This is a genomic window from Actinomadura meridiana (genome assembly GCF_039537545.1).
Lineage (GTDB): Bacteria > Actinomycetota > Actinomycetes > Streptosporangiales > Streptosporangiaceae > Spirillospora > Spirillospora meridiana.
The window spans coordinates 508,492-528,929 of sequence record NZ_BAABAS010000004.1 but is presented as its reverse complement, the minus strand read 5'-3'; the positions used below and the strand labels follow the sequence as shown (position 1 = coordinate 528,929).

At 73.2% G+C, this 20,438-nt stretch carries 18 protein-coding genes; 12 read left to right on the top strand and 6 right to left on the bottom strand.

Features of this window, described 5'->3' with window-relative positions; translation table 11 throughout:
- The first annotated feature begins 63 nt into the window (after nt 1–63).
- The 6 genes from ABD808_RS06545 to ABD808_RS06520 all read left to right on the top strand — a co-directional run bounded on the left by ABD808_RS06545 (nt 64) and on the right by ABD808_RS06520 (nt 6,311).
- Nucleotides 64–423: a hypothetical protein gene (locus tag ABD808_RS06545; protein ID WP_344891355.1), complete on the top strand. Its 360-nt coding sequence runs from the start codon at nt 64–66 to the stop codon at nt 421–423.
- Between the two features lie 207 nt (nt 424–630).
- Nucleotides 631–1,566, top strand: coding sequence for an ABC transporter ATP-binding protein (locus tag ABD808_RS06540; RefSeq protein WP_344891352.1), 936 nt, complete (start codon nt 631–633; stop codon nt 1,564–1,566).
- Nucleotides 1,563–2,405, top strand: coding sequence for an ABC transporter permease subunit (locus ABD808_RS06535; protein WP_344891349.1), 843 nt, complete (start codon nt 1,563–1,565; stop codon nt 2,403–2,405). Before ABD808_RS06540 ends, ABD808_RS06535 begins: the two co-directional genes overlap by 4 nt.
- A gap of 114 nt (nt 2,406–2,519) precedes the next feature.
- A complete protein-coding gene (locus ABD808_RS06530) occupies nt 2,520–3,182 on the top strand; it encodes a TetR/AcrR family transcriptional regulator (RefSeq protein WP_344891347.1) in 663 nt (220 codons plus the stop codon).
- Nucleotides 3,166–3,945 carry an ABC transporter ATP-binding protein gene (locus tag ABD808_RS06525; protein WP_344891345.1) on the top strand — a complete coding sequence of 260 codons (780 nt, stop codon included), beginning with the start codon at nt 3,166–3,168 and terminating at the stop codon, nt 3,943–3,945. The genes ABD808_RS06530 and ABD808_RS06525 overlap by 17 nt, the downstream gene beginning before the upstream one ends.
- Nucleotides 3,942–6,311 (top strand): FtsX-like permease family protein, encoded by a 2,370-nt coding sequence (locus ABD808_RS06520; RefSeq protein WP_344891343.1) that lies wholly within the window; start codon nt 3,942–3,944, stop codon nt 6,309–6,311. The genes ABD808_RS06525 and ABD808_RS06520 overlap by 4 nt, the downstream gene beginning before the upstream one ends.
- Nucleotides 6,312–6,417: 106 nt before the next feature.
- Here the strand turns inward: ABD808_RS06520 and ABD808_RS06515 are convergent, their stop codons facing one another.
- Both ABD808_RS06515 and ABD808_RS06510 read right to left on the bottom strand, forming a co-directional pair.
- The gene (locus ABD808_RS06515) at nt 6,418–7,158 is read right to left on the bottom strand and encodes an SRPBCC family protein (RefSeq protein WP_344891340.1); all 741 of its coding nucleotides are present in this window, start codon (nt 7,156–7,158) and stop codon (nt 6,418–6,420) included.
- A 47-nt stretch (nt 7,159–7,205) separates the two neighbouring features.
- A complete protein-coding gene (locus ABD808_RS06510; RefSeq protein ID WP_344891338.1) occupies nt 7,206–7,823 on the bottom strand; it encodes an ArsR/SmtB family transcription factor in 618 nt (205 codons plus the stop codon).
- A gap of 107 nt (nt 7,824–7,930) precedes the next feature.
- On the opposite strand from ABD808_RS06510, the gene ABD808_RS06505 reads away from it, so the two are divergent.
- The 3 genes from ABD808_RS06505 to ABD808_RS06495 all read left to right on the top strand — a co-directional run bounded on the left by ABD808_RS06505 (nt 7,931) and on the right by ABD808_RS06495 (nt 12,312).
- Nucleotides 7,931–10,942 (top strand): FAD-binding and (Fe-S)-binding domain-containing protein, encoded by a 3,012-nt coding sequence (locus ABD808_RS06505; RefSeq protein WP_344891335.1) that lies wholly within the window; start codon nt 7,931–7,933, stop codon nt 10,940–10,942.
- A gap of 61 nt (nt 10,943–11,003) precedes the next feature.
- On the top strand, nt 11,004–11,498 hold the full coding sequence (locus tag ABD808_RS06500) for a MarR family winged helix-turn-helix transcriptional regulator (RefSeq protein WP_344891332.1): 495 nt from the start codon (nt 11,004–11,006) through the stop codon (nt 11,496–11,498).
- A gap of 100 nt (nt 11,499–11,598) precedes the next feature.
- Nucleotides 11,599–12,312 (top strand): DUF4142 domain-containing protein, encoded by a 714-nt coding sequence (locus ABD808_RS06495; protein ID WP_344891329.1) that lies wholly within the window; start codon nt 11,599–11,601, stop codon nt 12,310–12,312.
- Here the strand turns inward: ABD808_RS06495 and ABD808_RS06490 are convergent.
- Entirely contained in the window at nt 12,305–13,189 is an 885-nt protein-coding gene (locus tag ABD808_RS06490) for an NAD-dependent protein deacetylase (protein ID WP_344891326.1), read from the bottom strand. The genes ABD808_RS06495 and ABD808_RS06490 overlap by 8 nt on opposite strands.
- 24 nt (nt 13,190–13,213) lie before the next feature.
- Here ABD808_RS06490 and ABD808_RS06485 point away from each other — a divergent pair, with 24 nt between their 5' ends.
- Nucleotides 13,214–14,560: a 6-phospho-beta-glucosidase gene (locus ABD808_RS06485; protein ID WP_344891323.1), complete on the top strand. Its 1,347-nt coding sequence runs from the start codon at nt 13,214–13,216 to the stop codon at nt 14,558–14,560.
- Nucleotide 14,561: 1 nt separating this feature from the next.
- Here the strand turns inward: ABD808_RS06485 and ABD808_RS06480 are convergent, their stop codons facing one another.
- Together ABD808_RS06480 and ABD808_RS06475 are read right to left on the bottom strand one after the other, a co-directional pair.
- Nucleotides 14,562–15,308, bottom strand: a complete 747-nt coding sequence (locus ABD808_RS06480; RefSeq protein ID WP_344891320.1) for a Crp/Fnr family transcriptional regulator — start codon at nt 15,306–15,308, stop codon at nt 14,562–14,564.
- Nucleotides 15,309–15,558: 250 nt separating this feature from the next.
- Complete coding sequence (locus ABD808_RS06475) at nt 15,559–16,479, bottom strand: 5'-3' exonuclease (RefSeq protein ID WP_344891317.1); 921 nt, start codon at nt 16,477–16,479, stop codon at nt 15,559–15,561.
- Between the two features lie 99 nt (nt 16,480–16,578).
- Between ABD808_RS06475 and ABD808_RS06470 the strand changes: the two genes are divergently transcribed.
- Nucleotides 16,579–17,682 (top strand): M24 family metallopeptidase, encoded by a 1,104-nt coding sequence (locus ABD808_RS06470; RefSeq protein WP_344892857.1) that lies wholly within the window; start codon nt 16,579–16,581, stop codon nt 17,680–17,682.
- A 326-nt stretch (nt 17,683–18,008) separates the two neighbouring features.
- Here the strand turns inward: ABD808_RS06470 and ABD808_RS06465 are convergent, their stop codons facing one another.
- The gene (locus tag ABD808_RS06465) at nt 18,009–19,202 is read right to left on the bottom strand and encodes an ABC transporter ATP-binding protein (protein ID WP_344891314.1); all 1,194 of its coding nucleotides are present in this window, start codon (nt 19,200–19,202) and stop codon (nt 18,009–18,011) included.
- A gap of 136 nt (nt 19,203–19,338) precedes the next feature.
- Between ABD808_RS06465 and ABD808_RS06460 the strand changes: the two genes are divergently transcribed.
- Nucleotides 19,339–20,370, top strand: coding sequence for a LacI family DNA-binding transcriptional regulator (locus ABD808_RS06460; RefSeq protein WP_344891311.1), 1,032 nt, complete (start codon nt 19,339–19,341; stop codon nt 20,368–20,370).
- The last annotated feature ends 68 nt before the right edge of the window (nt 20,371–20,438 follow it).

The window sequence follows — 20,438 nt, the reverse complement described above, 5'->3', positions numbered from 1 at the left end:
CGCCGTCGGGTCCAGGGGTGAGCGGCCCCGGCCGCCCACGTACCGAAAGAGAAAGGTCCCCACGTGGCCATCCGTGACAAGATGCGCGCCAACGCGGCCCACGTTCTACAGCCGGGCGAGAACATCCAGGCGGTGTTCGGCGCCCAGACCACCAGCCAGTACCTCGCCCTGATCTCGCTCTGGATCCTCATCATCGCCAACCGGTACCGCGTCATCGTCGTCACCGACCGGCGGATCCTGGTGTGCGCGTCCGGGCGGATGGCGACCACGCCGGTCAAGGAGGTCCTGCGCGAACTGCCCCGCAACACGCGCGTCGGCCCGCCGAGGGGCCTGTGGTGGCGCTGCGAGACGCTCGGCGAGAAGCTCTACGTCCACAAGCGGTTCCACAAGGACGTCAACGCCGCCGACGGCGTCGCCGCCTGAGGCGGAGCACCACGCGAAACGGAGCACAGGGGCCTTCCCGCGATGGCGGGAGGGCCCCTCTCCGTTTCCCGGGCCCCGACCCGGGGGCGGCGGGACCCTACCCAGGTCGGAGGCGGATCCCCTGTACGGAGGATCCGGGCCCCGCGCCCGGACCGATACTGTGAGGACGATCACGGGATTCGGCGACCGGAAACGCGGGATGTGTGCATGATCGAGGCGGAGAACCTCACCAAGCGCTACGGCGACAAGACCGCCGTGGACGACCTGTCCTTCACCGTCCACCCCGGGCGGGTGACAGGGTTCCTCGGCCCGAACGGCGCGGGCAAGTCGACCACCATGCGGCTGCTGCTCGGCCTTGACCGGCCGCACCGCGGCGACGCCCGGATCTGCGGCGTCCACTACACCGACCTGCCCGCCCCGCTGCGGGTCGTCGGCGCGCTGCTGGAGGCGCGGGCCGTCCACACCGGACGCAGCGCCTACAACCACCTGCTGTGCCTCGCGCAGACGCAGGGCATCGGCCGCAAGCGCGTCGACGAGGTCGTCGAACTGGTCGGGCTCACCGGCGCCGCCCGCAAACGCGCCGGGGGGTTCTCCCTCGGCATGGGGCAGCGGCTCGGCATCGCCGCCGCGCTGCTCGGCGACCCGTCGGTGCTGATCCTGGACGAGCCCGTCAACGGCCTCGACCCCGAGGGCATCGTCTGGATCCGCACCCTGATGCAGCGGCTCGCCGCCGAGGGCCGCACCGTGTTCGTGTCCAGCCACCTCATGAACGAGATGGCCGTCACCGCCGAGCACCTGATCGTCATCGGGCGCGGCAGGCTCATCGCCGACTGCTCCACCGAGGAGTTCATCGAGCGCAGCACCGAGAAGATGGTGGCGGTGCGCAGCCCCGACGCGGCGCGGCTCGCCAACGTCCTCGTCGACGAGGGCGCGCGCGTCACCTCCGGCGACGACGGGTTCCTCACCGTCACCCACATGGAGGCGCCCCGCGTCGGGGAACTCGCCGCCGCGGAAGGCGTCGTCCTGCACGAACTGACCCCGAAACGCGGGTCCCTGGAGGCGGCGTTCATGGAACTCACCCGCGAAAGCGTCGAATACGGCGCGGGCGGCGCCCAGACCCTACCCGCCGAGGAGGTCCGATGACCGCAGCGACTGAATCCGCCGCCAAGCCCGCGGGTGGGCCGCCTTCGTATCCCCGGCCCGGGTTTCGGCGGTTGATGCTCGCCGAGTGGACGAAGATCCGGACGGTGCGGTCCACGCTGTGGACGCTGATCCTGCTGGTCATCGTCACCGTCGGGTTCACCTCGCTGTTCGTCGGGCTGACCGTCGCGCAGTGGGACGACATGGACCCCGGCGACCAGGCCTCCATCGTCGCCGACCCGGTCAGCTTCATCCTCGGCAGCGGGTTCTTCCTCGGCCAGCTGACCATCTGCGTGCTGGGCGTCCTGGTGATCGCCTCGGAGTACTCCACCGGCATGATCCGCGCCAGCGTCCTCGCGGTGCCGCGGCGGCTGCCGATGCTGTGGGCCAAGGCGCTGGTGTTCGGGCTGGTCGTGCTCGTCCTCGGCATCGTGGTGTCGTTCGTGTCGTACTTCATCGGCGCGGCGCTCATGGGAGACAAGGCGTCGGTGTCGCTCGGCGACGACGGCGTCCTGCGCGCCGTCATCGGCGGCGGCCTCTACCTGGCGATGCTGGGACTGTTCGCGCTGGCCATCGGCGCGATCGTCCGGCACACCGCGGGCGGCATCACCGGCGTCATCGGGTTCGTGCTGGTGCTGGCGCCGCTCGCGACGCTGCTGCCCGGCAGCATCGGCGACCACGTGCACGCCTACCTGCCGACCGAGGCGGGAACCCTGATCTCCAAGGCGCACCAGGGCAAGGACGACCTGCTCACCCCCTGGGAGGGGTACGGGGTGTTCGCGCTGTGGACGGCCGCGCTGCTCGCGCTCGCCGCCGTCCTGCTCAAACGCCGCGACGCCTAGCGTCCCCGCTACCTGCTCGAACGTCGAACGCCCGGCCACCGGCCGGGCGTTCGGCTTTTCGCGTGCTAGTGTTAAGCAAGTGCTTAAGACGTTTGACCAAATTCGGGGGACGGCATGGCGGACGACGAGGTTCCCACCCGGATCCGGCTGCTGGAGGCCGCCGTCGAGGTGATGGCCGAGAGCGGCTGGGCCGGGGTGACGTCGCGGGTCGTGGCGGAGCGGGCGCGCGCCAACAACGCGCTCGTGCACTACTACTTCGGGTCGGTGGACGCGCTGCGCAGGGCGGCGGTGATGCACGCCGTCGAAAAAGAGCTCCAGGGCCCCGTCGAGGCCGTGCTGCGCGCCGAGGACGTCCTGGACGGCGTCGAGGAGGCCATCCGGGGCCTGGTCGAGCGCGGCCCCGGCTCCGTCGGGCAGCGGGTGCTGGTGGAGGCGCTGATGCAGGGCCTCCACGACGCCGAGCTGCGCGAGCAGAGCCTGGTGCAGGTCCGGATGTTCCGGGAGGCGCTGGCCGCCCGGCTCGCGGAGGCCCAGGCCGCCGGGCGGCTGCGCGCCGACGCCGACCCCGCGGGCCTGGCCGTGGTGATCGGCGCGCTCATCGACGGGCTGCTCCTGCACGTGCTCATGGACCCCGACACCGACGCCGGGGGCTCCGCGTCCGGGCTGATCGCCCTGCTGCGCCCCACCGGCCCTCCTGGGCCTGTTGGCCCCCCGAACACGCGCGCGGACGAGCACGACGACGACGAGCGAGGAGAAGACGATGATCATGCGTCATGAGCGGGGACGGGCCGCCGTCCGCGACACCGGAGGCGACACGTCCGGCGAGGGCGGCGACGCTCCTGCCGTGCTGTTGCGGGGCGTGGGCAAGACCTACGGCAAGGGCGTCGCGGAAGTGCACGCGCTGCGCGGCGTGGACCTGGAGATCCGGCGGGGCGAGTTCGTGGTGCTGCTCGGCCCGTCCGGGTCCGGCAAGACGACCCTGCTGAACGTGATCGGCGGAATCGAACCCGCGTCCTTCGGTGACGTGACCGCCGGGGGCCGTGACATCTCCGCCCTCGGTGAGGACGCCCGCACCGCCTACCGGCGCGACGTCGTCGGGTTCGTGTTCCAGTTCTTCAACCTGGTGCCGTCGCTGACCGCGCTGGAGAACGTGCGGCTCGTCGCCGAGCTCACCGGACGCGGCGACCGGGAACGGTCCGCGGCGGCGCTGGAGTCCGTCGGGCTCGCCGAGCGCGGCGCGCACTTCCCCGCGCAGCTGTCGGGCGGCGAGCAGCAGCGCGTCGCGATCGCCCGCGCCATCGCCAAGGAGCCCGAGCTGCTGCTGTGCGACGAGCCGACCGGCGCGCTGGACCTGGAGACCGGACGCGGCGTCCTGCGCGTCCTCCAGGACCTCAACCGGCAGGGCCGCACCATCCTGGCCGTCACCCACAACGAGGCCATCGCGGCCGTCGCGCACCGCGTCGTGCGGATGCGGTCCGGCCGGGTCACCGAGGTCACCACGACCGCCGAGCCCGCCACCGCCGACGAGGTGACGTGGTGAGCGTCCTCAACGTCAAGCTCCGCCGCGACCTGCGGCGGCGTCCCGCGCAGTTGGTCGCGGCGGTGGTGTTGGTGATGCTGGGCGTCGCGCTGTTCGGCGCGTCCTACGACGCCTACAAGAACCTGGACTCCGGCTACCAGGACCTGTTCCAGAAGTACCGGTTCGCGGACCTGACGCTATCGGGCGGCGACACCGCCGCGATCGCGGCGGGCGCCCGGTCGAATCCCGGCGTCGCGGCCGTGACGGAACGGACCGTCGCGGACGTCCCGATGCGCATGCCCGACGGCGACACCCTCGTCGGCCGCGTCATCGGGTTCCCCGCCGGGCGGCAGCCCGACGTGAACAAGGTGAAGGTCCTCCACGGTCGTTACCTCGACTCCGCCGCACCCACCGGAGTCGTCGCGGACAAGCACGTCGCGGACGACGCCGACCTGAAGACGGGGTCGGCCGTGGGGGTGTGGGACGGTCGGGCCTGGCGGAACGTGACCGTGCGGGGCACCGCGTCGTCACCCGAATACCTGTGGCCCGCCGCCAGCCGACAGGACGCGCTGCCCGCGCCCGGGACGTTCGGCGTCCTGTACGTCCCCGAGCCGCTCGCCCGGCAGATCGCCGGGAAGACCGGCCCCAACGAGGTCGCCGTCTACTACACCGGCGCGGGACGCGACCACGCCGCGCGCCTGGACGCCGACCTGACCACGGCCGCCCGCGCGCACGGAGCGGGCGCCGTCGTCACCCGCGCCGACCAGCCCAGCAACGCCGCGCTCGCGCAGGACATCGCCGGGTTCTCCCAGCTCGCCGTGATGTTCCCGATGCTGTTCCTCGCGGCGGCGGGCGTCGCCGTGTACGTGGTGCTGACCCGCCGGGTGACGCGCGACCGCGTCGTCATCGGGACGCTGCGGGCCAGCGGGTTCCGCCGCCGCACGCTCCTCGCGCACTACCTGGCGACGGGCGCCGCGACGGGCCTCGCCGGATCCGTCCTCGGCGTCGGCGCGGGGCTGCTGCTGGCAGGGTCTTTGACGCACGTGTACGTGGACGCGATCGGGCTGCCGGAGACGACCGTCACCGTCCGCGTCTCGACCGTCCTGGCGGGGCTGGCGTTCGGGCTGGTCGCGGGCGCCCTCGCGGCGCTGGCGCCCGCGCTGGCGGCGGCGCGGGTCCCGCCCGCCGAGGCCATGCGCGGCACGGCCCCGAGCAGCAGGGGCGGGGGACTGCTCGCCCGCGTCGAACGGTCCGTGCCCGCCGCCGGGCGGCTGCCCGCCGGGGCGTGGCTGGTGCTGCGCGGCCCCACCCGCCAGTTCCGCCGCACCCTGTACACGATGAGCGGCGTGATCCTCGCGCTCGTGCTGATCCTGGTGTCGTGGGGGATGCTCGACTCGTCCAAGGCGACCGTGTCACGGCAGTTCGACCAGGTCCAGCGGCAGGACGCCGAACTCGCCCTCGCCGGATCCGCCGACGACGCCACTGTGACGGCCATCGCCGGGACGCGCGGCGTCCGGTCCGCCGAGCCGTCCACGCACCTGCCCGTCACGATCAGCAAGGGCGGCAAGGCGTACTCGACGACCGTGGTGGGGATGCCCGCCGGCACGCGGATGCACGAGTTCCTCACGCCTGGCGGCGGTGAACGAGCGCTTCCCGCCCAGGGCGCGCTGGTCGGTGTCGCGTTGCGCGATCAGTTGGGCGTGGACACCGGTGACCGTGTCAGCCTGCGGCTGCCCGACGGTCGCACCGCCACCACGACCATCGCCGGGTTCGTCGACGAACCTCTTGGCACCTACGCCTACGTCACGCTCGGGCAGGTCGCCGCGTGGGATCCGGCGGCGCGGCCCGGGAGCGTCCTCGTCCGGTTCGACCCTGGCGCGGACCGCGCCGCCGTCGAGCGGGCCCTGTCGTCGCGGCCCGGCGTCGTCGCCTACACCGACGCGCAGGCGCTGAAGAAGACGATGGACGACTACATGAACCTGTTCTACGTGTTCGTCGCGGTGATGCTCGCGTTCGGCGGGCTGCTCGCCTTCACCGTCCTGTTCGCGACGCTGTCGGTCAACCTCGCCGAACGCGGCACCGAACTGGCCACGCTGCGCGCGTCCGGCGTCGGACGCAGACGCATCGGCCGCCTGGTCACCGCCGAGAACCTTCTCGTCGTGACCGCGGGCGCCGTGCCGGGGCTGATCCTCGGATGGCTCGCGACCGGGGCGTTCCTCGGCGCGTTCAACACCGACCTGATGGCGTTCCACACCGAGATCCGTCCCGCGACGTTCGTGTGGTCCGCGCTCGCCGTGCTCGTCGTCGCGTGGCTCGCGCAGCGGCCCGGCCTGCGCGGCCTCGCCCGCTCCGACCTGGCCGCGCTCGTCCGGGAACGGGCCGGCTGACCGGGGGCACGCGAGGGCGTCCGCACGTGGGAAGACGTGCGGGCGCTCTCGCGTGTCCTCAGACGCATGCGTGTCCTCAGACACGTGCCTGCCCTCAGACGTGTTCTCAGGCGTAGAGGCCGTCGAGCCAGGACTGCCATGCCTGGCGGGCCTGTTCCTGCGAGGACGCGGCGTCCGTCGCGAAGCGGTGCAGGGCGAGGCCGACCGGCGCGCCCCAGGCGTCGCGGCCGAAGAACCGGTACATCGCGTCGCCGGTGCGCAGGCCGAGGAAGTGCCCGTCGCTGTAGTCGAGGACCGCGTCCACCGGGCCCGTGCCCGGCAGGTCCACCCGGACCGTGTCGCCCACGGTCGCGCCGCCAACGCCGAGGGCGCGACCGACCTCCGCGAACGAACCCCGCTTCGTGGACGCCTCCGGGCCCTGCACGTCGGAGTGCACCGCGGGCAGACCCGTGAAGTGCAGCAGGTACTGGCGGAGCGTGTGCAGGTAGAAGTCGGTGTGGCGGCCCGCGCCGTCGTACTGGTCGTCCCAGTTGTCGGTGAAGATCCCGCTGTGCACGTACCGCACCCACGCGGCCCGGCCGCCCTCCCGGGGCTCGATGAGGTGGTCGACCTGGTTGAGGGTCTGGGGGCGGCCCTGGAGGCCGTTCGGGTCCTCCGCCCGGCTGGTCAGCCGGTGCGGCGGGTCCCACGCGGTGATCACGCCGATCCCGGCGACGACGCCGCCGAGGCGCGGCTCGAACTCCATCGGCCACAGCCACGCGCCGGAGCCGGTGGTGACGGCGTCCCACACCTGCGCGGGGGTCGCGGCGACCTCGTACTCGCGGACGATCTCGAATTCCTTGCCCATGACTGCTCCCGTTGGTCTGTGTGTTCCGTGCGCGCGATCATCCCGCGTCAGGACTCGATCCGCTCCGGGGTCTCACCCGGCGGCTGCTCTTTCAAGGACGGGTGGACGGCGATGACGACGCGGTGCGGGCGGCCGCCGTCCGACTCGGGGTCGTGGTACTTGCGGACCAGCGCGCTCACGCCCGCCGCCAGCTCCTCGACGAACGCGGCCCGGTCGGCCGCCGAGGCGAACCGGACCTCCCCGTCCAGCGCGAACGTGGCGACCCGCCGGTCGGCCCGCGCCGCGCCGGTGATCAGCGCGCCGACATCGCGGACCAGCCGCCCCGCGAGCGCCAGCAGCCACCGCGCCGACAGCGCGTCGCGGTGCCGGTCCGGGTCCGGCTGCACGGACGCGAGCGCGAGCGGCGAGATGACGTAGGACGCCGCCGTCGCCCGCAGCAGCCGCTCGGTCATGTTGCCCTTGCGCCGCTCGCCGACCAGCTCGACCAGCCCGTGCCGCTCCAGCGCCCGCAGATGGTAGTTGACCTTCTGCCGGGGCAGGTCGACCCGGGCGGCGAGGGCGGTCGCCGACATCGGCTCGGCCAGCTCGGCGAGCAGTCGCGCCCGGATGGGGTCCAGCGAGGCGGCCGCCGCCCCCGGGTCCTCGATCACCGTCACGTCCAACATGCCCCCATCATGGCCACCGACCAATAGATTTGTCAAGACAGCTTTTCTTGTCCGTAGACGGCCGGTGTGCCGCGATTGAACCTGGAATGCCGGGTAACCGACACCTCATGGCTGTTTCGGCGGACGGAACCAGGCGGGACGAACGGACGCGGGGCGCGACGGCCCACGACGAGGACGCGCTCCGGCGTGCCCTGGAAACACGGGTGGACGGCGAGGTCCGCTTCGATGCCGGGTCTCGCGCGGCGTACGCGCACGACTCGTCCAACTACCAGCGGCCGCCCATCGGCGTCGTCGTGCCCCGCACGGTCGACGCGGGGGCCGAGGCCGTCCGGGTCTGCGCCGAGCACGGCGCGCCCGTCCTGTCGCGCGGCGGCGGGACGAGCCTCGCCGGGCAGTGCGTCAACACCGCGATCGTCATCGACTGGTCGAAGTACTGCACCGCGCTCGTGTCCGTCGACCCGGACGCGCGCCGCGCCGTCGTGGAACCCGGCGCGTGCCTGGACGACCTGAACGAGGCCCTGTCCGAGCACAGGCTGATGGTGGGGCCGAAGCCGTCCACCCACGACACCTGCACGATCGGCGGGATGATCGGCAACAACTCGTGCGGCGCGTCCGCGCAGGCGTACGGGAAGATGGTCGACTCCGTCGTGCGGCTGGAGATCCTCACCTACGACGGCCTGCGGACCTGGGTCGGGGAGACCTCCACGGCGGAGTACGACCGCGTCCAGGACGAGGGCGGCCGCCGCGCCGAGATCTACCGGGCGCTGCGGGAGCTGCGCGACGACGGCATGGAGCTGATCCGCACCCGCTACCCCGACATCCCGCGCCGCGTGTCCGGCTACAACCTGGACTCGCTGCTGCCCGAGAACGGCTTCCACGTCGCCCGCGCGCTCGTCGGGTCGGAGTCGACGCTGGTCACCGTCCTGCACGCGGAGATCGAGCTGGTGCCCGTCCCGCCGCACCAGTCGCTGGCGGTCCTCGGCTACGAGGACGTCGCCGCCGCCGGGGACGCCGTGCCCCGCGTCCTGCCGTCGCGGCCCCTCGCGCTGGAGGGCATGGACGCGCGGCTCCTCGACCTCGCCGAAGGGCTCGGGCTGGCCACCCCCCACCAGGTGGAGGAGATGCCCGAGGGCGCGGGCTGGCTCATGGTCAGGTTCGGCGGCGACACCAAGGAGGAGGCCGACCGGCGCGCCCGCGACCTGGTCGACCGGATGGAACGCGCGCCGCTGCGGCCCCGCCGCACCTTCATCCGCGACCCCGCCGAGGAGGAGCGGCTCTGGCGCGTCCGCGAGGCCGGGCTCGGCGCCACCGCCTACCCGCCCGGACGGCCCGACACCCACGAGGGCTGGGAGGACTCCGCCGTCCCACCCGACCGTCTCGGCGACTACCTGCGCGACCTGCGCGCCCTCGTCGACGAGTTCGGCTACGGGCCCGTCGCCCTGTACGGGCACTTCGGGCAGGGCTGCGTCCACACCCGCATCCCGTTCGACCTGGAGGACGAGAAGGGCACCGGGAACTACCGCCGGTTCATCGAACGCGCCGCCCGGCTCGTCACCCGCTACGGCGGGTCCCTGTCGGGGGAGCACGGCGACGGGCAGGCCCGCGGCGAACTGCTGCCCATCATGTTCGGCGACGACGTCGTGCGGCTGTTCGAACGGTTCAAGGCCGTGTTCGACCCGGACGACCGGATGAACCCCGGCAAGATCGTCCACCCGAACCGGCTGGACGACGATCTCGACCACCTCGGCTACGCCCCGGCCGAGCCGCACACGCACTTCTCCTACCCCGACGACCACCACCGCTTCACCCACGCCGCCGCCCGCTGCGTCGGGATCGGCAACTGCCGCTCCTCGTCCGGCGGGGTCATGTGCCCCAGCTACCGGGCGACGGGGGAGGAAGAGCACTCCACCCGCGGCCGCGCCCGCGTCCTGATGGAGATGATGCGCGGCATGCCCGGCGACCAGGGCTCCAACCCGCCCGCGCCCGGACCCGGGAGCGCCACCGTCATCACCGACGGATGGCGGTCCACCGACGTCCTGGACGCCCTCGACCTGTGCCTGGCGTGCAAGGCGTGCCGGAGTGAGTGCCCCGTCAACGTGGACATGGCCACCTACAAGGCCGAGTTCCTCGCCCACCACTACGCGGGCCGCATCCGGCCGCCCGCCCACTACACGATGGGCTGGCTGCCGCTGTGGGCGAGGTTCGCCGCGTTCGCGCCCCGCACCGCCAACGCCGCCCTGCACGCGCCCGTCCTGGACGGCGTCGCCAAACGGATCGGCGGCATCGACCCGCGCCGTGACCTGCCCCGATTCGCGTCCGAGCGGTTCACCGACTGGTTCAAGCGCCGCCCGCCGCGCGAGGTCGGCACCCGGGTCGTGCTGTGGCCCGACACGTTCACCAACAACTTCCACCCCCACATCGCCAAGGCCGCCGTGCGGGTGCTGGAGGCGAGCGGGTACCGCGTCGAGGTCCCGCCGGTGGCGTTGTGCTGCGGGCTGACCTGGATCTCGACCGGGCAGCTCGGCGTCGCCGCCCGCGTCCTGCGCCGCACCGCCGCCGCCCTCGCGCCCCGGCTGCGCGACGGCGTCCCCGTCGTCGGGCTCGAACCGAGCTGCACGGCCGTGTTCCGCGCCGACGCCCCCGAACTGATGGAGGGCGACGCTTGCGAGGACGACATCAAACGGCTCCGTGACCAGACCCGGACACTCGCCGAACTGCTCGACGACCATCCCGACACGATCTTCGACGGGGCCGCGGACGTGCGCGCCGTCGCGCAGCCGCACTGCCACCAGCACGCCATCATGGGCTTCGGCGCCGACGAACGGGTCCTCGCCCGCGCCGGGGTGGACGTGGAGACCCTCGACGCCGGATGCTGCGGCCTCGCCGGGAATTTCGGATTCGAACGCGGCCACCACGAGGTGTCCGTCGCCGTCGCCGAACAGGGCGTGTGGCCCGCCGTCCGCGACACCGCCCCCGGCACGCCGGTGCTGGCCGACGGATTCTCCTGCCGCACGCAGATCGAGGCGGGCACCGACGCCCGCCCCCGCCACCTCGCCGAGCTACTCGCCGACCTGCTGCCCGACCCGGACCCCGACCCGCGCCCCGAGCCGTCCCCATGACGGGCGGTGGCGGCCTGGTGATTATTGGCGCGCGGGGCTCGCGGCGCTGTAGAAAGTCGTCATGAGCGACCAGGCCGCCCCCGCCGACGACGCGCACGGCGTCGACGAGGTCGCCGCGGCGGTTCTGACCGCGTCTCGGCTGCTGGTGGCGATCTCCGCGCGGTCCCTGGCCGCCGTGGAGGGCACCGTCACGTTGCCGCAGTTCCGGCTGCTGGTCGTGCTGTCCTCGCAGGGGCCGCTCAAGCTCGTCACGCTCGCCGCGCTGCTCGGGGTCAACCCGTCCACCGCGACGCGGATGGCGGAGCGGCTCGCCGCCACCGGGCTCGTGGACCGCAAGGCCAGCCCCGACAGCGGCCGCGAGGTCCGCATCGAGCTCACCGCCGCCGGACGCTGCATCGTCGACGACGTCACCGCCCGCCGCCGCGCCCGCATCACCGAGATCGTCGCGCGGATGCCGCCCGCCCACCGCCACGCCCTCGTCGCCGCGCTGCGCGCCTTCACCGAGGCGGGCGGCGAACCCCAGGCGACCAGCCTCGCCCCCCTCGGCTGGACCTGACCCCGCCCGCGCCGCCTCGTCGGCGCCGTCGAACCCCGCCGCCGCGACGCGCGTACAGCCCGGGTGACGCCCCTCCCACGACCGGAAAGGACGGCGGAGGATGCGAACACCCCGGCCCACCCCCACCGCCGCGTGTACTCTGTCCGCCGCTCTGTCCGCCGCGCTGCTGCTCGGCGGCTGTACCGCCCTCGGCCGCCAGTCGACCGACGGGGGAGCGCAACCCCCGGGCGTCACGGCGGAGAACGCCGCCCAGTCCACCGTCACCACCCCGTGGGGGCCGCTCGGACCCGCCGACCGGCTCCTCATCACCGACGTGCGGCGGGCCGTGCTGTGGGAGATCCCCCTCGGCCGGGAGGCGGCCCGCCGCGCCGCGCGTCCCGCCACCCGCCGCGCCCTCACCGAGATCGCCCGCCGCGACGCCCGGCTCGACGACCTGACCCGGGAGACCGCCGCGCGGGTGAACGTCGCGCTGCCCGACCAGCCCACCGCCGACCAGCACGCCTGGACGTCGGAGATCACCGGCAAGTCCGGCACCGAGTACGACAAGACGGCCGTGGCGCGGCTGCGGACGGCGCAGGGCCTGCTCTACGCGCGGATCGCCGCCGTCCGCGCCAGCACCCGCAACACCCTCGTCCGCCAGTTCGCCCGGCAGTGCGCGACCGTCGTCGACGGCCACCTGGCGCTGCTGGAGGGCACCGGGTTCGTCACCGGCGACACGCTGCCCGACCCGCCCGCCGTCACCGGCGCGCCCGCGCCCGGCGCCGGGAACCGGCCGCCGTCGCCCGCGCCCGCCGCGACCTCCCTGGTCAGCTGACCCGGTCGTCCAGCTCGCCGAGCAGTGCCTGGAGCGTCGCGCCGAGCGGGGCGTCCAAGGTGACCAGGGCATGCTCGTCGCCCCTGGTCGCGCCCCGGTTGACGATCCCCACCGGGACGCCGTGCTCGGCCGCGCGCCGGACGAACCGGTACCCCGACAGCACCGTCAACGACGAACCGAGCACCAGCAGCGCGCCCGCGCCCTCGGTCAGGGCGTAGCAGTCCTGGACGCGGCCCGGCGGCACGTTCTCCCCGAAGAAGATCACATCGGGCTTCAGGACGCCGCCGCAGCGTTCGCAGTCCACGACCCGGAACGTCTCGGCGTCCGCGTCGCCGATGACCACGTCACCGTCGGGATTGACCGCGCCCGCGTCGGCGGCGCGCGCCTCCCAGCCCGGGTTCGCGGCCCGGAGCCGCTCGTCCAGCCGCTCTCGCGCCGACCGGTCGCCGCACGCCAGGCACACGACCCGGGACAGCGCGCCGTGCAGCTCGATCACGTCCCGTGCCCCGGCGGCCTGGTGCAGGCCGTCGACGTTCTGGGTGATGATCCCCGAGACCAGCCCGCGCCGCTGCAACTCCGCGACCGCGCGGTGCCCCGTGTTCGGGTGGGCCGCCGTGATGTGCCGCCACCCCAGATGGCTCCGCGCCCAGTATCTGCGCCGCGCCACGGCCGACCCGGTGAACGTCTGGTACGTCATCGGCTCGGCCCGCCGCCGTCGCCCCGTCTCCCCGCGATAGTCCGGGATGCCCGACTCGGTGGACAGCCCCGCGCCGCTCAGCACCACCACGTCGCCCTCGGCGACGAGCTCGGCCAGCGACCGCAGCCGCGCCCCGGCCCCGAACTCCCCGGCGTACCCGCCCTCAACAACCTGCGTCACCCCTCCATGGTGCACGATTGCCCCATGAAGCTGGTCATTCTCGGTGGCGGCGGGTTCCGGGTGCCGCACGTGTACGAGGCGCTGCTGCGCGACCGGGGCACCCCGCGGATCGACGAGGTCTGGCTGCACGACTCCGACCCCGGCCGCCTGCGGGTCATGGCGGCGATCCTCGGCGCCCTCGCCGACGAGAGCCCCGGGGACGCGCCGACCGTGATCACCGCCACCGGGCTGGACCAGGCCCTGGACGGCGCCGATTTCGTGTTCGCCGCGATCCGCGTCGGCGGCACCGCGGGCCGGGTGAGCGACGAGCGAATCGCGCTCGACCTGGGCGTCCTCGGCCAGGAGACCACCGGGCCCGGCGGCATCGCCTACGGCCTGCGCACCGTCCCGGTCATGACCCGCGTCGCGCACCGGATCAAGGCCCTCGCGCCGGACGCGCACGTGATCAACTTCACCAACCCCGCCGGGATGATCACCGAGGCGATGCGGCGGGTCCTCGGCGACCGGGTGTTCGGGGTGTGCGACACGCCGTCCGGGCTCGGCGTCCGCGTCGCCGCCGCCCTCGGCCTCGACCCGGCCGCGCTGCGGCTCGACTACGTCGGCCTGAACCACCTCGGGTGGACGCGCCGCGTCCTGCGCGACGGGACGGACGTGCTGCCCGCCGTCCTCGCCGACGACGCCCTGCTCGGCTCCCTGGAGGAGAGCGCGATGTTCGGCCCCGACTGGCTCCGCGACCTCGGCGCGATCCCCAACGAATACCTGTACTACTACTACTTCAACCGCGAGGCGGTACGCGCCACCCTGGACGCCCCACAAACCAGGGGAGAGTACCTGGCCGCCCAGCAGACAACGTTCTACGAACAGACCGACCGGACATCGGGCCGGGCGGCGATGGAACGGTGGCGCGAGGCCGTCGCATCCCGCAACGCCACCTACATGGCCGAAATGAGGGACGACGACCAGGCCGAGCACCAGAGCGTCGACCCGCTCGACCAGGGCTACGCGGGCGTCGCCGTACGCGCCATGGCCGCCATCGCCCGCGACGAACCCGCCACCATGATCCTCAACGTCGGCAACGGCACGACCGTGCCCGCGCTGCCCGCCGACGCGGTGATCGAGGTGCCGACGCTGGTCGACGCGCGCGGCGTCCACCCGCTCCCGCCCACCCAACCCGACCTGCACCAGACGGGGCTGATGCAGCAGGTCAAGGCCGTCGAACGCCTCACGATCAACGCCGCGCTCACGGGCTCACGCGCCGACGCCGCGAAAGCGTTCGCGCTGCACCCCCTGGTCGACTCGGTGTCGACCGGACGGCGGCTCCTGGACGGCTACGTCGACCGCATCCCCGAGGTCGCCGCCGTCTTTACGTGATCTACAATGTAAAGGCGTCGGCCGGGGGACGCGTGAACTCCCGCAGTCCCGCCCGGTCCATCACGACGATCTTGCGGCGGCCGGTCCGGACCAGGCCCTCCGCGCGCAGCGTCCCGAGGGCGCGTGCGACGGTCTCCCGCGAGGCGTCCATCCAGCTGCCGAGTTCCTCCTGCGACAGCGGGGGACCGATCGGGACGCCGCCGCCCGCGTCCCGCGCCCCGTGCCGCGCCGACAGGTCCGCGAGATCGGACAGCAGGATCGCCAGCCGCCGCGCCCCGTGCGCCGACACGTGCGCCTGGAGCCTGCGCGAGGCGTCGTCCAGCCTGCGCACGAACGTGCCGCTGACCAGCCGCCACACCCCCGGATGGGCGTCCAGGAAGCCGGTGAAGCGCGCGGCGGGCACCACCAGCGCGCGCAGCGGGGTGAGCGCCGTCACCGTCGCCGACCGCTCCCGGCGCCCCAGCACCGCGCTCTCGCACACCAGGTCGCCGGGGCCGCGCACGGCCAGCACCACCTCGCGGCCGTCCTCGCTGGCGGACGTCACCTTCGTCCACCCCGACTCGATGATGATGATGTGGTCGGAGTCGTCGCCCTGGTAGCACAGCGGCGTCCGGGGCGCGTACCTGCGGGGACGCGCGACCGCCCGCAGCGCCGCGCGTTCGGTGGTGTTCAGCGCGTCCCAGAACGCGTCGCCGGGGTCTGGGGGACGCGCGGCCGACGACGTGGGGCGGATGGTCGGCTCGGTCACGTCGCGGGTCTCCGGTTCGCGGGCTGGGGTGAACCGGCACCCGCGGCAGTTGGGAGGAGTGGGGCGGTGAGGCCCAGCGCCACGGGTACCGGTCGCTCATGCGGCCGCCACGAGAACGGGCGTCATCAACCCGTCCCGCGGCGGCGCACTGCCTTCATCCCAATGAGAACCCCTCACTGGGAGTGATGCTGCACGCCGAAGACCCCCGTGTCTGTGTCACCTGACACTTTTGACGAAAATTGCATCGCGTTCAGCGGGCCAGGGCGTTCAGCAACCGGTTGACGGGGCTCGACAGGTTCCACTGGTCCGCGAGCGCCACGAGGGCCTCCGGGTCGCGGGCGCCGGTGGGGAGCCGGTCGTCCAGCGCCGCCAGCTCCGGCGCGTCGATGTCGGTGACGACCCGCACGACCGTCTCGGCGGAGGCGAGGTACTCCCGTGCCGCCTCCATCCGGCGCCGCGCCCCCGCCGGGAAGCCCTCGTCGGTGCCCGCGTCGAGCGCCGCGAGGATCCCCGGCACCGACCCGAACCGGGTGACGAGCGCCGCCGCCGTCTTGTCGCCGACGCCGGGAACGCCGGGCAGCCCGTCGCTCGGGTCGCCGCGCAGCGTCGCGTAGTCGCCGTAGGCGCGGCCGGGGATGCCGTACTTGGCCGCGACCTCCTTCTCACCCATCACCTGGAGGTTCCTGATGCCCCGCGCCGTGTACAGGACGGCGACCGGGCCGCCGTCGTCGACCAACTGGAACAGGTCGCGGTCGCCGGTCACGATGTCGACGGCGCCGTCGGCCGCGCCCCGCACCGCCAGCGTCCCGATGACGTCGTCGGCCTCGTACCCGGGGACGCCCACCCGCGCCAGCCCGACCGCGTCCAGCACCGCGTCGATGATCGGCAGCTGCGCCTCCAGCGTGTCAGGCGTCTGGTCGCCGCCGTCGTCGGCCACCCGGTGCGCCTTGTAGGACGGCAGCGCCGCCACCCGGAACTCGGGCCGCCAGTCGGCGTCCATGCAGCAAACGAGCCGCTCGGGCCCCCGGTCCTGGACGAGCCGCGCGATCATGTCGACGAGCCCGCGGACCGCGTTCACCGGCGTCCCGTCCGGCGCGGTGACCGACTCGGGCACGCCGAAGAAGGCGCGAAAATACAACGACGGCGTGTCCAGCAGCATCAGCCCGCTCATGTGCCACATGGTGTCACGCGGGCAGGGGAGGCGACGCGGGAACGTTCCTGCGATCCTGGTACCCGCGAAATGATCGGTAGAACGGAGACGGATGTGACGATGGAGTTGTATCCGCGCGAGCGGCTCGGCCTGGTGCGGGACGCGACGGCGCGGGCGGGCCTCGGGGCGGTCCTGCTGACACCCGGCGCCGACCTGCGGTATGTCACCGGCTACGACGCCCAGGAGCTGGAGCGGCTCACCTGCCTGGTGGTCCCGTCGGACGGCGAGGCGTTCCTGGTCGTCCCACGGCTGGAGCTGCCCGCCGCGCAGGCGTCCCCGGCGGGGGCGCTCGGCGTGGAGATGGTCGCGTGCGATGAGACCGACGACCCGTACGCGCTGGTCGCGTCCCGGCTCCCGAAGGGCGTCGCCAAGGTCGGCGTGGCGGACCGGATGTGGGCGGTGATGGCGCTGCGCTTCCGCGCCGCGCTGCCCGGCGCCGAACAGATCGCGGCCGGGGGAGTGCTGCGCGACCTGCGGATGCGCAAGAGCCCGGCGGAGGTGGCGGCGCTGCGCGAGGCGGGCGCGGCCATCGACCGGGTGCACCGCCGCGTCCCCGACTACCTCAAGGCCGGACGCACCGAACGCGAGGTCGGCCGCGACATCGCCGAGGCGATCACCGCCGAGGGCCACGCCCAGGTCGACTTCGTCATCGTCGGATCGGGCCCGAACGGCGCCAACCCGCACGCCGAGCTGACCGACCGCGTCATCCGTCCGGGCGAGCCCGTCGTCGTCGACATCGGCGGGACGATGCCCAGCGGCTACTGCTCCGACTCCACCCGCAACTACTGCGTCGGTGAGCCGCCCGCGGCCTACCGCGCGTACTACGAGGTGCTGGAGGCGGCGCAACGGGCGTCGTGCGAGGCCGTCCGACCTGGCACGACGCCCGAGGCGGTGGACGCGGCGGCCCGCGACGTCATCGCGGCCGCCGGCTACGGCGAACACTTCTTCCACCGCACCGGCCACGGCATCGGCCTGGAGTCCCACGAGGACCCCTACATCGTCGAGGGCAACCTGGAACCCCTGGAGCCGGGCATGGCCTTCTCCATCGAACCAGGTATCTACCCAGGCCCCCACGGCGCCCGAATCGAAGACATAGTCGTCTGCACCAAGGACGGCCACGAACCAATGAACACAACCCACCACACCCTGACCATCATCAGCTAACCCACCCACCACAGAGCCCCGACCACCAAGGAGATTGAACCGCAACCACCAGGTGACCGAGCCTCCAGCACCCCTGGTCAAGCCGCAACCACCATGAGGGGTTGAACCTCAACCACCGTGGCGTCGAGCCCAGCCACCGTGGGGTTAACCGTGACCGGCGGCACGGGTTGGGCGGTTCCGGCGCCCCAGCGCCGGAACCGCCCAACCCGTCGACGCAGGCGACCGCAGCGACGCAAACGAACCGCGACAGGCCCCAAGAAGCGTGACAACGGCGTGAGGATCGCCTGCGTCGCGACGGGGGTTCCAGGGGGTCGCCCCCCTGGGTGTTACAGCGCTAGCCCGCTGTTGGGGTCGAAGAAGTGCAGGCGGCGGGTGTCGACCCCCAGGTCGACCTGCTGGCCGGGGCGGACGCGGGAGCGGGAGTTGACGCGGGCCGTCCAGAGGGCGCGGTTGTCGGTGAGGGGGATGGCCATGTCGCCGTCGCCGTCGGCGGCGTCGTCGGCGAGGTCGGCGGTGTCCTTGTGGTCGACGGGCGGGGCGTCGATGGTGAAGATGACGTTGATCTCGCTGCCGAGTTCCTCGGTGACGGTGCTGCGGACCGACATCGGCGCCCAGTCGGCGGCGGCGTGGGAGGCGTCCTCGAAGTCGGACGGGCGGATGCCGAGGATGAGCTTGCGGCCGACGTAGTCGCGCAGGCCCGGCTTCTCCTTCAGGACCGGGACGGGCACGGGCATCTTGTATCCGGCGAACGCGACGTGCACGCCGCCGTCGCCGGTGACGAGGTCGGCGTAGACGAAGTTCATGGCGGGGGAGCCGATGAAGCCCGCGACGAACAGGTTGACGGGGTTGTCGAACAGCCGCTGCGGCGTGTCGACCTGCTGGAGGCGTCCCTCGCGCAGGACGCAGACGCGGGAGCCGAGCGTCATCGCCTCGACCTGGTCGTGGGTGACGTAGACGGTGGTGACGCCGAGCCGTTCGTGCAGCTGGCTGAGGGAGGCGCGCATGGACACGCGGAGTTTGGCGTCCAGGTTGGACAGCGGCTCGTCCATGAGGAACGCCTGCGGCTGCCGGACGATCGCGCGGCCCATCGCGACGCGCTGGCGCTGGCCGCCGGACAGCGCGGCGGGCTTGCGGGACAGGAACTGCTCAAGGCCGAGCATCTTGGCGGCCTCGTGGACCTTCTGCTTGATCTCGGACTTGGGCGTGCCGCGCAGTTTGAGGCCGAACGCGAGGTTCTGCTCGACGGTCATGTGCGGGTAGAGGGCGTAGTTCTGGAAGACCATGGCGATGTCGCGGTCCTTGGGGGCCAGGTCGTTGACGATCTGGTCGCCGATGGAGATCTTCCCGTCGGTGATCTCCTCCAGCCCGGCGATCATGCGCAGCGCGGTGGACTTGCCGCAGCCGGACGGGCCGACCAGCACCATGAACTCGCCGTCGCGGATCTCCAGGTTGAGGCCGTCCACGGCCTTGACGCCGCCGGCGTACACCTTGTCGACCCGGTCCAGCACGATCTTCGCCATCGGAACCTCTCATGGAAACGTTTCCAGTAGCCCCTGTCGAGCAGGGGTTTTGCCCAATAAGTGGAGTAAACATCATGGAAACGTTTTCATGGCAGCTAGGATCGGAAGAAGATCAACAGAGGGGGCGAATCGGGGCATGACGGACGGGCGACCCGCGACGATCAAGGACGTGGCGGCCTCGGCGGGCGTCGGCATCGCGACGGTGTCACGCGTGTTCTCCGGGGCGGGCTCGGTCAGCGCCGCCACCCGCGAGCGCGTGCTCGCCGCGGCCCGTGCGCTGGACTACCGGCCGAGCGCCCTCGGCCGCGGCCTCAAGACGGGCGGCAGCGGCGGGATCGGGCTGGTCGTCCCCGACGTCACCGACCCGTTCTGCGCGGAGCTGGTCGCGGGCGTGCTGGCCTGCGCCCGGACCCTCGGCGAGCACGTCATCGTGGACGCCGCGGGCGGCGACCCGGCCCGCGAGGCCGAGATCGTCGAGCGGCTCACCGAGCAGCGGGTGGACGGCATCATCGCGATGCCCGCCGGGGACGAGGCCGACTGGCGCGCCGCCGCCCGGGTCTGCTCCAGCGTCGTGTTCGCCGGACGCGCCCTGGCGGGGCCACCGAGGGTGCCGGGGGTGCCGTCCGTCCTGGCCGACGACGCGGGCGGCGTCCGGTCCCTCACCGAGTACCTCGCCGGGCTCGGGCACCGCCGCATCGGGTTCCTGGGCGCCGCGCCCGGCGGTTCCGCGCGGGTGCGCGAGCGCGCGTTCCGCGACACCCTCGCCCAGCTCGGCGTGCCGGTGGAGGAGGACCTGGTCGTCGCGGCCCGGCCCGCCCGCGACGCCGCCTACGCGGCCGCCGCCGGGCTGCTCCAGCGCCGCGCCGACGTGACCGCCGTCCTGGCCGCCGGGCACCTGCTCGGCGAGGCCGCCGTCCTGGTGGCCCGCGAGCTGGACCTTCGGGTGCCCGCGGACGTGTCCATCGCGATGGTCGACGACGTGGCGTGGGCGGAGCTGTGCGACCCGCCGCTGACCGCCGTCGCCCGGCCGGGCCGCGACATCGGCTACCGGGCCTGCGAGCTGCTGCTGCGCGAGCCGGGACGGCGCGGCCGGGCGGGCCCGGTGCTGCTGCCGACCGAGCTGGTCGTGCGCGGCAGCTGCGGGCCCCCGCGCGCCCAGCGCCGCTGAATCGGCCCGAAGCGCGCAGATAAGGCCGATCCGTGACCTGAGTGGGCCCGGGCAGCGACCCCGGCGCG

Excerpts from the sequence above, each read along its gene's own strand:
- ABD808_RS06540 (WP_344891352.1), top strand. The coding sequence starts at position 631 with ATGATCGAGGCGGAGAACCTCACCAAGCGCTACGGCGACAAGACCGCC.
- ABD808_RS06460 (WP_344891311.1), top strand. The coding sequence starts at position 19,339 with ATGACGGACGGGCGACCCGCGACGATCAAGGACGTGGCGGCCTCGGCG.
- ABD808_RS06495 (WP_344891329.1), top strand. The coding sequence starts at position 11,599 with ATGCGAACACCCCGGCCCACCCCCACCGCCGCGTGTACTCTGTCCGCC.
- ABD808_RS06505 (WP_344891335.1), top strand. The coding sequence starts at position 7,931 with ATGGCTGTTTCGGCGGACGGAACCAGGCGGGACGAACGGACGCGGGGC.
- ABD808_RS06535 (WP_344891349.1), top strand. The coding sequence starts at position 1,563 with ATGACCGCAGCGACTGAATCCGCCGCCAAGCCCGCGGGTGGGCCGCCT.
- ABD808_RS06525 (WP_344891345.1), top strand. The coding sequence starts at position 3,166 with ATGATCATGCGTCATGAGCGGGGACGGGCCGCCGTCCGCGACACCGGA.
- ABD808_RS06530 (WP_344891347.1), top strand. The coding sequence starts at position 2,520 with ATGGCGGACGACGAGGTTCCCACCCGGATCCGGCTGCTGGAGGCCGCC.
- ABD808_RS06510 (WP_344891338.1), bottom strand. The coding sequence starts at position 7,823 with ATGTTGGACGTGACGGTGATCGAGGACCCGGGGGCGGCGGCCGCCTCG.
- ABD808_RS06515 (WP_344891340.1), bottom strand. The coding sequence starts at position 7,158 with ATGGGCAAGGAATTCGAGATCGTCCGCGAGTACGAGGTCGCCGCGACC.
- ABD808_RS06470 (WP_344892857.1), top strand. The coding sequence starts at position 16,579 with ATGGAGTTGTATCCGCGCGAGCGGCTCGGCCTGGTGCGGGACGCGACG.
- ABD808_RS06465 (WP_344891314.1), bottom strand. The coding sequence starts at position 19,202 with ATGGCGAAGATCGTGCTGGACCGGGTCGACAAGGTGTACGCCGGCGGC.
- ABD808_RS06500 (WP_344891332.1), top strand. The coding sequence starts at position 11,004 with ATGAGCGACCAGGCCGCCCCCGCCGACGACGCGCACGGCGTCGACGAG.
- ABD808_RS06475 (WP_344891317.1), bottom strand. The coding sequence starts at position 16,479 with ATGAGCGGGCTGATGCTGCTGGACACGCCGTCGTTGTATTTTCGCGCC.
- ABD808_RS06485 (WP_344891323.1), top strand. The coding sequence starts at position 13,214 with ATGAAGCTGGTCATTCTCGGTGGCGGCGGGTTCCGGGTGCCGCACGTG.